Raw genomic sequence first — 13,791 nt, forward strand, 5'->3', positions numbered from 1 at the left:
TAATCACCGCTGCGGTTACAGCACATTTTTGATTAAATATTAAAACGAAAGAAAACAGCAGCAGTTGTCGCCATCTTCTTTCGTTTTTAAAAATTATTTATCCGTACTTAATTGCCCTTGTGGTAAAATACTATTTTTCACAACAGCTGTTTTTGATCCTTTAATATTCAACAGAAAGCTAGGAGCAAAAGTAGAATGTTCCTCTGAATAGAAGCCTCTGTTTGTCATGTAACTTGTGATTACGACATTGTCTCCTTTCACTTGTGGAACTGCAAAATGTGAATACGTAAACGTTTTGTCATTAGGGTCGAGGTCCATATGTAAAACAAGGCCTGTATCATTTAGCGGCTTGTATTTTCCTGTCAGCGTATTTGATACGTACCCTAGCATATATACGTCATCTTGGCCGATACCATCAATAGTCATTTTAGATCCGCGAGAATCTGTGAATAAGTACCATTTCCCATCTTTTTTAAATACATTTGCGCGTTCAATTTCATCTGTCACCGTGTTTGAAGTAATCAGTGGATCCATTACTTTTTTCAAGGTATAATCGTTATTTAGTTCAACAATGCCTAATGCACCGTTTGCTAAAGAGGCTTTCTTTTTATTAGAGCTCTGAAGTAATTTCTCTTTTTCTGATTGGAAAAATGGATTATTTCCACCGTAGTAAGCTCGATTGTAAAGGGAATCTTCACCTTGATAACCATCTTCAGTTCCTGTGTTTGCTTCAAACACAAGGTATTTATGCCCTTTATCCTCTACATAGTGAGGATCTCTCAACGTATGATTATCTCCTGAACCATATGCGCCTTCGTCAATAAACTGCTGAATATTTTGATACTTTTTACCATCACCATCAAAAATGGATTTATGATCTTCAACACCTTCAATTTTTAACGTATCTCCACTTGGCTGGGATACATTTACTTGAGCTGTTGTTAAGGTTTGTTTTCCATAATTTGCACCTGAAAAGTTAGTATAGAATAAGCGTATTTTTCCGTCTGATGTTAAAGTAGCAGATCCTGACCATTCTTGTGTTTGCTTTTTCAAATGAGGATCATTCGGTACAAATTTGTCACTGTCTTTGAACACTCTTCCTGCATTTTTCCAACTGTCAATCGAATCTTCACCGATTTTTTGATAAAACACATAAATAGATGTATCATCAGCATCTTTCGGATCACCTGCTAGTGCAAATACAACTTGGTAACCATGATAGTTGGCTACTGTTCCGTCAGCATTTTGCAGAGGCCAGCTGTCCCATACGTCTAAATCAATTAAATTGCCCGATTTATCATACCCTTTTGCGGAGGCAATATTTTTGATTGTTGATTTATCAAAAGCTGGAACTTTAAACTGTTCGCTTTTTTGCTGCTGAGGAATTTTCAGCATGTTATCACGCGTAATATGGGAAACTCCATAATTATTGTTGGTATCTTTATGATTGCTTTCAGCTGCCCATGTTTGAGATCCAGCACCTACTAACAGAGCTGTAGCAAAAGATAAGGCTGTAGTTTGCTTTGCGATTTTCTTAATATTCATCTGTTTTTCTCCCTTTTGTATAATACCTTTTCTTGTGTCACTCACAAGCCATTCATTTTCTATGTATCGAGAAGTCATATCAATCTGGCGAAATAACAGAACCGGTTCCATCACCTTTCCAAGATTACTTGCATAATATTGAAAAGTCAAATAGGTAAAATGGAGTAATCATCTCATTTTTCTCCCCTTGTATTTTTTATTTGGTTATAAAGTCTTAAACCTTCAACTTTTTGATTAAATGGGCAAATTCATCGTCATATTTAACCTGCTATTTTTTTATAAGCTCTTCTACAGCTATTAAAGTACCCAATCTTCAAAAAAATATCGTTAATGTATTTTTTGTGAAATAGTGGAATAATTTTTTATATAATAGTTCCTATTGGCAATAATAAGAGACTAAAGAATCAGATAACTACTTTTCATTTTGATTCTTTTTTCCTGTTAAATTTTATGTAGCTGTTCACGAGAAATCGTTATCATTTTAATGAATCAATAATACATTTTTCAGAAAATCAAAAAGAGCTCTTTATAAAGAGCTCTTTTTGATATCATTTATGCTGTTTTTAAATAGCCGTTCTTATTTAAATAAATCAAGTTCCGCAGTACGTTTGATAAGGCTGATTAGACGGTGTACAATACTCTGGCTGACCCGGAGATTCATATGGGCTAGAAAGCACTTCAAGAAGGGTTTCCATCACGCTGTAGTCTTCTTTTTGTGCTGCGTCTAACGCTTCTTCCACCCGGTGATTTCGAGGAATGACAGCCGGATTATTATTTTTCATAAGCTCTTGTGACTCCGCTTTAGATTGTTGTTGTCTACCTAGTCTTTTCTGCCATAGCTCATGCCACTGTGCAAACTCTTTGCTTTCAAATAAGTCACTATTTCCTAGCTTATCGAAAGTTAATGCACGAAACGTATTTGTATAGTCAGCTTCATAGGTTTTCATTATTGTAAGAAGCTCTTGGAATAATGCTTCATCTTCTTTTTCTTCGTTAAAAAGCCCAAGTTTAGCCTGCATACCTGCCAGCCAGTTTTCCCGATAGAATTTTGGAAATTCCGTCACGGCGCTTTGCGCTATTTCAACTGCTTTTTCTATATCTTGATCCAATAGCGGTAATAAAGCCTCAGCAAACCTCGCAAGATTCCACCCTGTAATGCCTGGTTGATTTTGATAAGCGTAGCGCCCTTGTACATCAATTGAGCTAAATACAGTTTCTGGATCATAGGTATCCATAAATGCACATGGTCCGTAATCAATTGTTTCTCCACTAATTGTCATATTATCCGTATTCATGACGCCGTGAATAAAACCAATAAGCTGCCATTTAGCAACTAGGGTAGCGTGACGCTTAATCACTTCTTGAAGCAATGATAAATATTTTTTTTCATTCTTTTCTATGTGGGAAAAGTGACGTTCTAATGCATAGTCAGCTAAAGCTTGAAGGTTGTCGACCGTTCCCCATTTTGCAGCGAACTGAAATGTGCCAAAACGAAGGTGACTGGAAGCTACACGCGTCAAAATCGCCCCCGGCAGTTCTTTTTCACGAACAATGGATTCGCCTGTTGTTACGACTGCTAAGCTCCTAGTAGTCGGAATACCTAAAGCATGCATGGCTTCACTAATAATATACTCACGCAGCATAGGTCCTAGAGCTGCCCGTCCGTCTCCTCCGCGGGAATATGGAGTTCGGCCTGAGCCTTTAAGCTGAAGGTCTACTTTCTCACCCGAAGGCGTAACTTGCTCCCCTATCAGCATAGCCCGTCCGTCTCCTAGCATGTTAAAGTGGCCAAATTGATGCCCCCCATAAGCTTGTGCAAGAGGGAAAGCACCTTTTGGGACACTGTTTCCAGCCAAAATGCTAACTCCTTCTTGACTTTGCAGCTGTTCTTTTTGTAACCCTAGAGATGCGGCTAAAGAGTCGTTAAATTTAACTATTTTAGGTGAACTTACTGGATTAGGATCAAGAGGCGTAAAAAAGATGTTTGGTAACTCCGCATAGCTATTACGTAAATTCCATCCTGTTTCTTTTTGATTAATCATCGTATCTCCTTTTCTTTTTGTGTCTTAAAACATAACTCTTTTCTTTACTGATCGTGGTTTTATACGCGCAGTAGCCCTGCTCTACCCTGCTTTCTTTTGGGCATCTTAGAGCAGGATAGTTTCTCTTTCATTCATTATCTCTTTTACTATTATATCGTATTTGCTCGTACTTTTAATCTAAAGTGCCTTATCCATTTATATACCTCCACTTTGTTGACGAGCTATTAAATGTTCAAAAAAGAAGAAGTATTAATATACTTCTTCCTCTGTATTTTACCCCCAAATATCTTTTAAATTCCAATACGTTAACTCTTTTACGATTACTTCTCCTCCTTCAGTAAATAACTCAATTCCAAGCCTGCTTTCTTTTGGGTAAATACGGCTCGTCATGGTCGCTTGTCCTTCGTTTGCAAATACTTCAATGGAAGAACGATCCACAAATATTCGTAAAGCTAGTGTCTCACCTGCTTGTAACTCTACTTTCCTCACTCCATCTTCTTTTCCCGAGTGAGTACAGTCAAGCAATAGCTTTTGCTCATTAAGGCTGTAACACATAAGCGTTTCTTCGTTGTTTATTCCACGAATTTTTATTCCTACCGATGAAGCTTGGCAGTCCGCTAAATCAAATACAGCTTGTATCTCTAGCAAGTCTTCATTTACTTCTACTACATAGCTGTTAGAAAGAGCTTTATTGGTTAGCATGTTATACTGAGTTTTCCGAAGTGATGTAAGCTCTTGGACGGGGTTCATTAACACTTTATCCTCTCTTAAAGTTAGTTCTCTCGGAAGCGTTAGCGCACCGCACCATCCATCTTTTTTAGTTGGCATATTGGCTTCCCACATGTCCATCCATCCAATTGCAATTCGTCTTCCTTTATCATCTAAAAGCGTTTGAACAGCATAAAAATCGTGGCCGTGATCTAATTCAGTAAATGACCCATGATGAAATGTATTAGTTTCATAACTATATTCTCCAACTAAGTACCCTGTTTGAAAAAGGTTTTGATAGGAATCGCCTTTTGCTTCTATCCCTTGAGGAGAAATCATTAAAACATGTTTTCCGTCTAACTCAAAGAAGTCCGGACACTCCCACATGTACCCTAGATTCCCATCGCTTTTAGCAAGGACGCCAACATATTCCCATTTTCGTAAATTTGAAGAGCGGTATAAGACAACACGTCCCTCTTGTTTCTTTGTTGAGTTTCCTAGAATCATATACCAGAAATCCTCGTGCTTCCATACTTTAGGATCTCGAAAATGATGAGAGCTATCTGCCGGCGGCTCAGCAATAACTGGGTTGACCTCTGCTTTTTCAAAGGTAATGCCGTCTTTACTAACAGCTATATTTTGGTTTTGAAAAAAAGTATCCAGTTCTTTGTCTATATAATTATGTCCTGTATAAATTAGCGTAAGCTCTCCTTCGTTATCCACGGCACTTCCAGAAAAACATCCATCTTTATCAAATGTATCTCCAGGAGCTAAAGCAATCGGTAAATGCTGCCAATGAACAAGATCTTTGCTTTTTACATGTCCCCAATGCATCGGCCCCCAATTCTCGTCATAAGGATGATGTTGATAAAAAACATGATATTCTCCTTTATACTGAACCAGCCCATTCGGATCATTAATCCAGTTCGCTGGCGCCATAATATGATACCCTAACCGATATTGATGATTTACCTTTTTCTCTGCTTCATTTAATGAATGTTGAGCTTGCTCGATTTTATTTATCGTTAACATTATCATATCCCCCTATATAATCTGCGTGTTTTCTTGTACATCTTTTCTTATAAACTTATGTTTTTTAGAGTTTAGTAGTGTAAACATGGAAATAACGTTAAATACCAAAACCATACCACCCATAATTAAATAGGTACGAGAAAAACCTACGCTATCATATAATCCTCCCGCTATGGGTGAAAGAACGGAAGCACCTATTTGTGAAGCGAATTGGAATCCAACCAAATAAAGTATAGAAGATAGGCGCGTGTCAAAGTTAGCTGCCAAATATTTAAAGATGGCAATGAGCATAATAGGAAGTTCTAATGCATGAATAAGCTTCATCGAAGATATTCCAATTGGACCTACCACAAGTCCTGACCCAATAATACGAAATCCCATTAGAAATCCTGCTAAAATCAAACTATTTTTTGCACCGATCTTATTTACAATAAAGGGTGCTGCGAACATCATTCCAGCTTCTAAAAATACTTGAAATGAATTTAAGTAGCCAAATACTTGGTTACCTATCGATTCAGTAGGAAACAAAGATGCATAATAGATAGGAAATTGCTGATCGTATACTCCATATACGCATGTAACACCAACAACATAAATCATAAAAAACCAAAATTCCTTCAATAAGAATAAATTACCTACATCTCTCAGCGTGACGGATTCAGCTTTTTCCATTTCATAGCTGCTCATTTCTACCTTCACAGAAAAAATAATAGCAACTAGGATAACCGCTGAAACGGATGCCACCCAAAAATTAATATGAGGATTAATATTAAATAGTTGTCCTGCAAAGAATGTAGCTGCAGCCCAGCCTAATGAACCCCACATTCTAGATTTTCCATACTCAAATTTATATTTTCGGCTGACTTTCTCTATGTATGTTTCAATCGCTCCGATGCCCGCCAAAAACGCTACTCCTAAATATAATCCTCCAATAATAGCTCCTATCAACACATTGTATTGAAGCAAAGGCCCATAAACAAAAATATAAAATGGTCCTACAAACACTAAAAGACAGCTAATAAAAAATAAAATGTGTTTCTTTAAACCTATCCTGTCAGATATATATCCATACAAAGGCTGCATACACAAAGCAAAGATAGCGTTTACAGAAAAGATTAAGCCTGTAGCTGATCCGTTCAACTTAATCTCTTGCCCTAACCAGATAGAAAATAAAGAGTAGCTCGACGACCACGTAAAAAAGAAGAAGAAAAAATATGCACTCAGCTTCCAATATAAACTTTTTGAACTTTTCATTTTAGTTACCCCTTTAGCTTAAGATATAAAATCTTTTATCTAACAAAATGAAAGCACTTTCAATTTGATTTTATGTCAACCGGTTTTATATGTCAACCGGTTTCACATTTTATATTGAAAAAAGATGTATTAGGCGTAAAAGTGGGCTTTGTGGTATGTTTAAATTGTTCAATAAACCGTTTACAATCTTTACATAGATTTTATGTATCAAAATAAAACGTAGCGACTGGAAAGCTGCTTGCTTGATTGCATTTATTTTAAGGCTTTTACACAACTGATATATACTATAAAAGCAAGGTTTTGGAGAAATTAGGAGGAAACTAGATGAAAGCCAAAATTAGTGATGTAGCAAAAATTGCAGGTGTTTCACCGACTACAGTTTCTCGTGTATTAAATAACCGTGGTTACATAAGCAAAGAAACTCGAGAAAATGTTTATAAAGCAATGAAAGAAATTAATTATTTCCCAAATGATATTGCACGTTCATTATTTAATAAGCGAACAAATTTAATCGGTATGATTGTCCCGCAAACGAGCAACCCTTTTTTCGGAGAGTTAGCCTTTCACATTGAAAGTATATGTGCTTCCCTTAACTACAAAGTACTTCTTTGTAACAGTCTGAATCGAATTGATAAAGAAAAAAAATACGTAGAAATGCTTATCAGAAATCAGGTAGACGGTGTTATTGCCGTTACTTATAATAGAGGTATTTTTGATTCCGAAAGTCAAAGCCTTCCTGTAGTAGCAGTGGATCACTATTTATCAAAAGATATTCCTACCGTATCTTCTGATAACTATTCTGGAGGAGAACAAGCCACGGAATTGCTTATTTCAAAAGATTGTAAGCATATTATTCATATTAACGGTCCCCTTAAACTTGAAACTCCAGCTAACTTAAGAAGGAAAGCTTATGAAAACGTGATGAAACAGTACGGAAAACAGCCTATCACGTATGAGATTTCAAATACCTTTGACCGCAACATTCAGCGAGAAACTATTTCTAAGGTTTTTGAAGAACATCCGGAAGTAGATGGTATTTTTGCAAGCGATGACTTACTTGCAGCTTTAGTAGTTGCGGAAGCACAAAAAAGAGGAAAAAATGTCCCAAGAGATTTAAAAATCGTGGGCTATGACGGAACAGAGACCAGTCAGACTTTGTTACCTGGTCTAACTACAGTTCAACAGCCCATCGAATCGATTGCTCAAACAGCCATTGATATTTTACTAAAAGAAATTGAAGGAGAATTCAGCAATATACCTCGTGAAATCTGCCTTCCCGTTAAGCTTCTAGAAGGACAAACAACGTAAAAATACGTTTTTTATAAAATAAATATCAGTTTGTTGTATATTCTTCTTCTTTTATTCACACCTTAACGTTACAGAAAGGAGTTGAATACAATGGCAAACAATAAAAGCAGCAATAATAATGAATTATTAGTATACGGAGCTGAACAAGCAATCGATCAAATGAAATATGAAATCGCTAGCGAGTTCGGAGTAAATTTAGGAGCTGACACTACTGCACGTGCAAACGGATCAGTAGGCGGCGAAATCACAAAACGTCTTGTACAATTAGCTGAGCAACAACTTGGCGGCGGACGTTTCTAAGACAATTTCATACACACCATGACTTAAGGAAGAATGGATATCCATTCTTCCTTTTCATATATTTACTTTCCATCTTTATATAAAAATTATTATTCTTCCTCCTCTTTACTGACTGATTTTGTTTTTCCTTTCTTTAGTACAGCGCTGATTCCTAAACAACAGACAGCTGCTATCCATCCGGAGACGAGAAAATAAACGGAAGTATTTGCAAAGAGTGTGCCTATTAAAATAAACAGGCCTCCGAGAATAATAAAAAAGACGTGACCCTCACCATTTCTTTTCACCTTCATCACCTCTCCTTACCTATACAAACGAATGTTCAGATACAAAAGAAACTTCTTGATAAACAAGAAGTTTTCTTCGTGCGTTCCTTTTTTAATAAAAATTAAAGGTGTTTTCTTTTTATTTATTCAACGAAACCTCTCAATATTCTTCTCAATTACGTGCTATTCAATAATCTCTGCGGTTTTATACTCTTTCATAAATACATCAATAACATCTCCTGCTTCTTCGTTCTCCTCCTCCATTTGAACGAGTATTTCGTTTTGTGCATTTACCGAAAGAATTCTGACATCCGACATTCGGTTTATATCGAGCTGCAGTTCCAAATCTCGGGCAACTTCATCAGCTTTTAGTGAATCTTTAATAATATATCTGTGGCTTCTCATAACATTCGCTCCCTTTACGTTATATGAACGAATATAGTTTATCCAAACTATCAGCGTACAATGACATTTTTATTGTATCTTTCATTTAAACAAAACAAAAAAACGACTTTTCTCAGCCGTTTTTTTGTTTTGCTTTTCGATTATGAAAAAGCATATTTATTTCTTTATTTGACCGTTCTCTGTCTCAGGTATCATACGTTTATTTATTCCGAATGCGTAAAAACTAATGACAACGAGAGCGAGGAAAATAATTCCTACAATAAGTGAAATACGCGTTTCATCATTAAACCACATGCCTACAAGCACCATTAGTAGAAAAGCAATGGTTACATAGTTCGTTACAGGCGCAAAGGGCATTTTGAAAGGATGACTATCCATTTCAGCACCTTTAGCTTTACGGAAACGAATTTGGCTGATAAGAATAATGAACCAAGGAATCATTCCAGGAAGCACGCTAGCACTGTATACATAAACAAATACATTAGGTGGAGCGATGTAGTTTAAAATAACACCAATTACTAATCCAATCATAACAGCGAGTGTACTGTAAATTGGAACACCGTTGCGAGAAATTTTTGTAAAGAATTTAGGTGCTTGACCGTTTACACCGAGCGTATAAAGCATGCGTCCTGCACTAAAGATTCCGCTATTACAGCCTGACATCGCTGCCGTAATGACTACAAAGTTAATGATACCTGCAGCTGCCGTAACACCAACTTTAGCAAATGTAGATACAAATGGACTTCCTAAAGAATCTAGCTCATTCCAAGGATAGACCGTCACGATGACAAAAATAGCTCCAATATAAAAAATTAAAATACGCCAAATGATACTTTGAATCGCGCTTGTTAACGTTTTTTTAGGATCTTTTGCTTCACCAGCTGTAATCCCAATTAGCTCGACTCCTTGATAAGCTGCAATAACAAGAGATAGAGCAAAGAAAAAGCCTGACCATCCGCCTGCAAAGAAGCCGCCGTGTGCCCAAAGGTTTGATAACCCGATTGCGTCTCCGCCATTTCCAAATCCAAAGAAAATTAACCCAAGTCCTGCGATAATCATTAAAATAATTGTTACAATCTTAATCATCGCAAACCAAAATTCAAACTCTCCAAATGATTTTACTGAAATTAAGTTCGCTGTGCCTAAAATCAACATGGCGATAATACCAGGCACCCAAGCTGGTAAATGAGGGAACCAATAATGCATATATGCTCCTACCGCTATAATTTCGGACATCCCTACGATTACAAATTGAAACCAGTTGCTCCACGCAGCCATATAACCTGCTAATGGATGAATATATTTGTGGCCAAATGTAGCGAATGAACCTGTGCTTGGTTCCATGTACAGCATTTCGCCCATAGCACGCATAATAAAGAAAATAAACATTCCGCAAATTGCGTAAGCAAGCAATACCGATGGACCTGTCCATTGAATGGTGCTTGCTGATCCCATAAACAACCCAACGCCAATTGTTCCGCCTAGCGCGATCATTTGAATGTGACGAGATTCTAAACCTCTTTTTAGCTCTTTGTCTGCCATTCCATTTCCTCCTCCTAAACTTGTTATAGCTCTGTTAGGAAAGATACTTTTTGTGTCTGATGGAACAGCTATCGTTTTTAAAACCTTCCATTTTTACCTAGTACCTTTACAACTAAACTATTTTTTCTATTTTTAGCTATCCGACTGTATAATTACTTATTTTATAATAATAAATTTTCCTCAGAAATACAATTGTTTTTTTCAGAAAAACACTCAAGCAAACCATTTACCTTTGTTAAATCAATCATCTCAGCGAAATAGTTTTTTATTTCAGTATAATTTAAATTTTATGAATATTTAAAATATATATAGGCGCAGGGTGCCGGAACACTCTATTTCTTAAGGCTAACGAAATGAAACCACTGCTTAATTGAACAAATTTCTTTCTTCTCCTTTTACGTTTTTTCTTTCTCTTCTTAGGGAAAGTATCCATAGAAAATAGAGATGAGGAGGAATTTTTCATGTGGCAAGCTGCGATGTGGGGCGAAATTTCAGGATCAGCTGTCCTTCTTGGTGCTTTGGCAGCAGTTTTTTTGCCTATCGGCAAAAAGATAATTGGTTATATTATGGCTTTTGGGACAGGTGTATTAATCGGAGCATCTACCTATGAGCTGCTTGGAGACTCGGTTCATAACGGTGGTTTAAAAGCTACTTCGTTTGGGTTCCTTGCAGGTGCTATTGTTTTTACTTTTTTAGACTATCTAATTTCACGTCAAGGAGCGAATAAAAGAAAGAGGTCTACCAAACAAATGGCTGCGAGTAGTTCTGGAATTGCTATATTTATAGGAACCGTAATGGATGCAATCCCAGAGTCCATTATGATTGGGGCTAGCTTACTTGAAAATGCAACCGTTAGCTGGCTTCTTGTTATCGCTATTTTTATAAGTAATATTCCTGAAGGATTGTCCAGTACGACCGGTCTATTGAAAAGCGGCTTCTCTAAAAAGAAAATTTTTTTACTATGGGCAGCTGTTTTGTTTATTTCAGCTTTTAGTTCATGGACAGGATTTGTTTTTTTAGACCATGCATCTGAGACACTTATGGCTGCTATTGCTGCTTTTGCCGGCGGCGGTATTATTGCTATGGTAGGTTCTACAATGATGCCAGAGGCCTATGAAGAAGGAGGTTCTATTACAGGATTGATTGCTGCACTTGGATTACTTGCTTCACTGATACTGGATTATTTTTCTTAATCGTCTTCATACTACTTATATCGTTTCCAAGTAGAAAGCAGAAAGCCTTCTACTTGGAGACATTTATTTCAATCACATTATTATGAATGTGTCTTATTTAATAAGTAAAGTCGTAGTTTTCTTTTATTTCCTGAGTGAAAGTTTTCCAATCCGTAGCTTCAAATTCTGCATTGCGTGCTTTTAACTCTTTTTCCATTCCTTGAATCTCTTGAACAGCTTCTATAGTTCTTTCACTTCCTGGCCCTACTCTCCAAATTAAGTTTTTGTATTCTTTAATCTTATCCATTAGATAGCGCGTTTCTAAATCTCTATATTTAGACATATTGAGTGACTCCTTTTACTTCATTCTTTCTTATAACATATCATATTTCTTCTTCATGAATAAAGCCTTCTCTTAAGCTCTTTCAAAGCTTAAAGACGGAGAATAAAACAATAAAAAAGCAAGCACAATGGCTTGCTTTCACCTCGTTTAAGGCAGTGGTTCAACCGCTACGTTCCCTACCGTTACAGCTTCTGTATATGCGTTCGTACTGCTTTGGCGTAAGCGAAGGTTAGCACTCCCCGATGCGCTTGGATTTAGTTGGACATTTACAACCTTTTCTCCATTTCCAGCTGTGTCCGTTGTGATGGAAAAATTACTGCTGTATCCATACGATGACGGCCAGCTTCCATCGGCGTTTTGGACTTTAGCAATTTGAGTTCCTGATCCGTTATATGCACCTAGATTAAACGTGCTGTACGTAGTATTAGCTGAAAGCCCGCTTACCTTTATACGTATTTTGAATACGCCGCTTGTTGGTAAAATGGCTTGATGTTCAAATCCATAAGCACTAGCAGTTGGAGGCTGTGTGGTTCCACCTTTATAACCATATGAACCTGATGCAAAAGTTGACGTATCGTACCATTTATAGCCTGCTGTAGGTGCTGACCATGGCTCTGGCTGAGGCTCAGTGGACTGACTTGGCGTTTCCGACGAAAGTAATGCTGTAGCCTGATCCAATTCAAGTCCTGATACTTGATTCAAAGAGGTATAGCTTTCTTGCTTCGCTAGCCAATTGACCATATTTACAAGCAGTGTAGAATCGTCTTGTTCCTTAAATCCGTCATATGTGGTTTTAGAAGATCCTGTGTCTTCTCGTCTATATTTTGGTGTAGCATCTTCAACCGGTGAAGAATCTCCTATAAAAGCAGCTTTACCTGTCCCTACTTTTGAAACAGCAGCAAAAGGCCCCTCTGCTCTTCCTCCTCCATTATACACTCCTTGATCTACAGCATTTGACCATTTTGTCGTTGTCTTAGGAAGATACACAATTCCTTTTGCTTTGCTTGGGTCCGTAATAGCAACCGTAGAACCTGCATGCATAGCAACGCTGGAAACACCTAGCGTAATACCGAATGCTTGAGAAGGAGCTACAATATCATTGGCTGTCACATCACCAATGGCATTATAGCGAAAGCGAACACCAAAGTTACTCGCTAACCAGTCAGAGCTTGTTACGTTTTGCATTGCATCGGAGTTTGCTTCTTCCGTTGTCATACCTTTTGCGGGGTTTGTCCATGCTCCGCGACGGTATCCGTTAAAAACTTCTGAAGAGTCCCACCGGTTTTTGTTTCGGTCTGCATTGTAATGATCAGCAATAAAAAAGACGCTTCCCCCGTTTTGAACATATTGCAAAAGGGCGGCTTGTTCAGAAGATTTGTACGGAATATTCGCTTCTGGCACAACAAACACGCTATAGCCACTGAGATCACTGTATGTAATCGGCGTAGATTTTCGCAACTCTTTCACATCAAACCCGCTGCCAGCCAGTCCTTTTCCAAAATCAGAAAAACCTCCGTCAATAACCCAGTCTGCTGTACCCGCAGTTTGACCATGGGTATTATCAAACAAGATTTTCTTACCGTTATTTTCATTTACGACAGAGGCTTTAATTTCTGGTGCAGGGTCAGCAGCGCTTTCTGCTGATGCTGAATGAGTAGTAAAAGGCAGTGAAATAGATAAAGCTGTACACATTGTTAAAACGGCATAACCTACGCGATTATATTTTTTTCGCATATAAAATGCTCCTCTCAAATTTTTGCCAAGCTTGTCTTTTCAAGAGGATTATAGCAGGTTCATTTATGATTTTTTTAAATTTATTGTAAATAATATATATTTTTTCAAAAAAGGTTCTTTATACCTTATATTTGTCGAGACGG

Annotated in this window: 12 protein-coding genes; 3 read left to right on the forward strand and 9 right to left on the reverse strand. The window is 37.3% G+C overall.

Annotated elements, in window-relative coordinates:
* Nucleotides 1-93 precede the first annotated feature (93 nt).
* The 4 genes from MMB69_RS16535 to MMB69_RS16550 all read right to left on the reverse strand — a co-directional run bounded on the left by MMB69_RS16535 (nucleotide 94) and on the right by MMB69_RS16550 (nucleotide 6,581).
* Nucleotides 94-1,545, reverse strand: a complete 1,452-nt coding sequence (locus MMB69_RS16535; RefSeq protein ID WP_098399806.1) for a glycoside hydrolase family 68 protein — start codon at nucleotides 1,543-1,545, stop codon at nucleotides 94-96.
* 590 nt (nucleotides 1,546-2,135) lie between these two features.
* Nucleotides 2,136-3,587, reverse strand: coding sequence for a protein adenylyltransferase SelO (locus tag MMB69_RS16540; protein WP_221786006.1), 1,452 nt, complete (start codon nucleotides 3,585-3,587; stop codon nucleotides 2,136-2,138).
* 273 nt (nucleotides 3,588-3,860) lie between these two features.
* Nucleotides 3,861-5,318 (reverse strand): glycoside hydrolase family 32 protein, encoded by a 1,458-nt coding sequence (locus tag MMB69_RS16545; RefSeq protein ID WP_221786050.1) that lies wholly within the window; start codon nucleotides 5,316-5,318, stop codon nucleotides 3,861-3,863.
* Nucleotides 5,319-5,339: 21 nt separating this feature from the next.
* Nucleotides 5,340-6,581, reverse strand: a complete 1,242-nt coding sequence (locus tag MMB69_RS16550) for an MFS transporter (RefSeq protein ID WP_028413935.1) — start codon at nucleotides 6,579-6,581, stop codon at nucleotides 5,340-5,342.
* A 324-nt stretch (nucleotides 6,582-6,905) separates the two neighbouring features.
* Here MMB69_RS16550 and MMB69_RS16555 point away from each other — a divergent pair, with 324 nt between their 5' ends.
* The gene (locus MMB69_RS16555; protein WP_221786007.1) at nucleotides 6,906-7,889 is read left to right on the forward strand and encodes a LacI family DNA-binding transcriptional regulator; all 984 of its coding nucleotides are present in this window, start codon (nucleotides 6,906-6,908) and stop codon (nucleotides 7,887-7,889) included.
* A gap of 90 nt (nucleotides 7,890-7,979) precedes the next feature.
* Nucleotides 7,980-8,189 (forward strand): alpha/beta-type small acid-soluble spore protein, encoded by a 210-nt coding sequence (locus tag MMB69_RS16560; protein WP_013058452.1) that lies wholly within the window; start codon nucleotides 7,980-7,982, stop codon nucleotides 8,187-8,189.
* An 89-nt stretch (nucleotides 8,190-8,278) separates the two neighbouring features.
* Here the strand turns inward: MMB69_RS16560 and MMB69_RS16565 are convergent, their stop codons facing one another.
* The 3 genes from MMB69_RS16565 to MMB69_RS16575 all read right to left on the reverse strand — a co-directional run bounded on the left by MMB69_RS16565 (nucleotide 8,279) and on the right by MMB69_RS16575 (nucleotide 10,399).
* Nucleotides 8,279-8,479, reverse strand: a complete 201-nt coding sequence (locus MMB69_RS16565; protein WP_221786008.1) for a hypothetical protein — start codon at nucleotides 8,477-8,479, stop codon at nucleotides 8,279-8,281.
* 156 nt (nucleotides 8,480-8,635) lie between these two features.
* On the reverse strand, nucleotides 8,636-8,857 hold the full coding sequence (locus tag MMB69_RS16570) for a hypothetical protein (protein ID WP_013056286.1): 222 nt from the start codon (nucleotides 8,855-8,857) through the stop codon (nucleotides 8,636-8,638).
* A 156-nt stretch (nucleotides 8,858-9,013) separates the two neighbouring features.
* A complete protein-coding gene (locus MMB69_RS16575) occupies nucleotides 9,014-10,399 on the reverse strand; it encodes an amino acid permease (RefSeq protein WP_221786009.1) in 1,386 nt (461 codons plus the stop codon).
* A 461-nt stretch (nucleotides 10,400-10,860) separates the two neighbouring features.
* On the opposite strand from MMB69_RS16575, the gene MMB69_RS16580 reads away from it, so the two are divergent.
* The gene (locus MMB69_RS16580) at nucleotides 10,861-11,592 is read left to right on the forward strand and encodes a ZIP family metal transporter (protein ID WP_277448008.1); all 732 of its coding nucleotides are present in this window, start codon (nucleotides 10,861-10,863) and stop codon (nucleotides 11,590-11,592) included.
* Between the two features lie 97 nt (nucleotides 11,593-11,689).
* Here the strand turns inward: MMB69_RS16580 and MMB69_RS16585 are convergent, their stop codons facing one another.
* Both MMB69_RS16585 and MMB69_RS16590 read right to left on the reverse strand, forming a co-directional pair.
* Nucleotides 11,690-11,914, reverse strand: coding sequence for a transcriptional regulator (locus MMB69_RS16585; RefSeq protein WP_221786011.1), 225 nt, complete (start codon nucleotides 11,912-11,914; stop codon nucleotides 11,690-11,692).
* 147 nt (nucleotides 11,915-12,061) lie between these two features.
* The gene (locus MMB69_RS16590) at nucleotides 12,062-13,648 is read right to left on the reverse strand and encodes a type 1 glutamine amidotransferase family protein (protein WP_221786012.1); all 1,587 of its coding nucleotides are present in this window, start codon (nucleotides 13,646-13,648) and stop codon (nucleotides 12,062-12,064) included.
* Nucleotides 13,649-13,791 lie beyond the last annotated feature (143 nt).

The sequence above is a fragment of the Priestia sp. P5 genome (genome assembly GCF_029522155.1).
In the GTDB taxonomy this organism is placed as follows: domain Bacteria; phylum Bacillota; class Bacilli; order Bacillales; family Bacillaceae_H; genus Priestia; species Priestia megaterium_E.

Coding starts and splice junctions, on each gene's coding strand:
- MMB69_RS16580 (WP_277448008.1), top strand. CDS start 10,861: ATGTGGCAAGCTGCGATGTGGGGCGAAATTTCAGGATCAGCTGTCCTT.
- MMB69_RS16565 (WP_221786008.1), bottom strand. CDS start 8,479: ATGAAGGTGAAAAGAAATGGTGAGGGTCACGTCTTTTTTATTATTCTC.
- MMB69_RS16590 (WP_221786012.1), bottom strand. CDS start 13,648: ATGCGAAAAAAATATAATCGCGTAGGTTATGCCGTTTTAACAATGTGT.
- MMB69_RS16560 (WP_013058452.1), top strand. CDS start 7,980: ATGGCAAACAATAAAAGCAGCAATAATAATGAATTATTAGTATACGGA.
- MMB69_RS16585 (WP_221786011.1), bottom strand. CDS start 11,914: ATGTCTAAATATAGAGATTTAGAAACGCGCTATCTAATGGATAAGATT.
- MMB69_RS16570 (WP_013056286.1), bottom strand. CDS start 8,857: ATGAGAAGCCACAGATATATTATTAAAGATTCACTAAAAGCTGATGAA.
- MMB69_RS16550 (WP_028413935.1), bottom strand. CDS start 6,581: ATGAAAAGTTCAAAAAGTTTATATTGGAAGCTGAGTGCATATTTTTTC.
- MMB69_RS16540 (WP_221786006.1), bottom strand. CDS start 3,587: ATGATTAATCAAAAAGAAACAGGATGGAATTTACGTAATAGCTATGCG.
- MMB69_RS16575 (WP_221786009.1), bottom strand. CDS start 10,399: ATGGCAGACAAAGAGCTAAAAAGAGGTTTAGAATCTCGTCACATTCAA.
- MMB69_RS16535 (WP_098399806.1), bottom strand. CDS start 1,545: ATGAATATTAAGAAAATCGCAAAGCAAACTACAGCCTTATCTTTTGCT.
- MMB69_RS16555 (WP_221786007.1), top strand. CDS start 6,906: ATGAAAGCCAAAATTAGTGATGTAGCAAAAATTGCAGGTGTTTCACCG.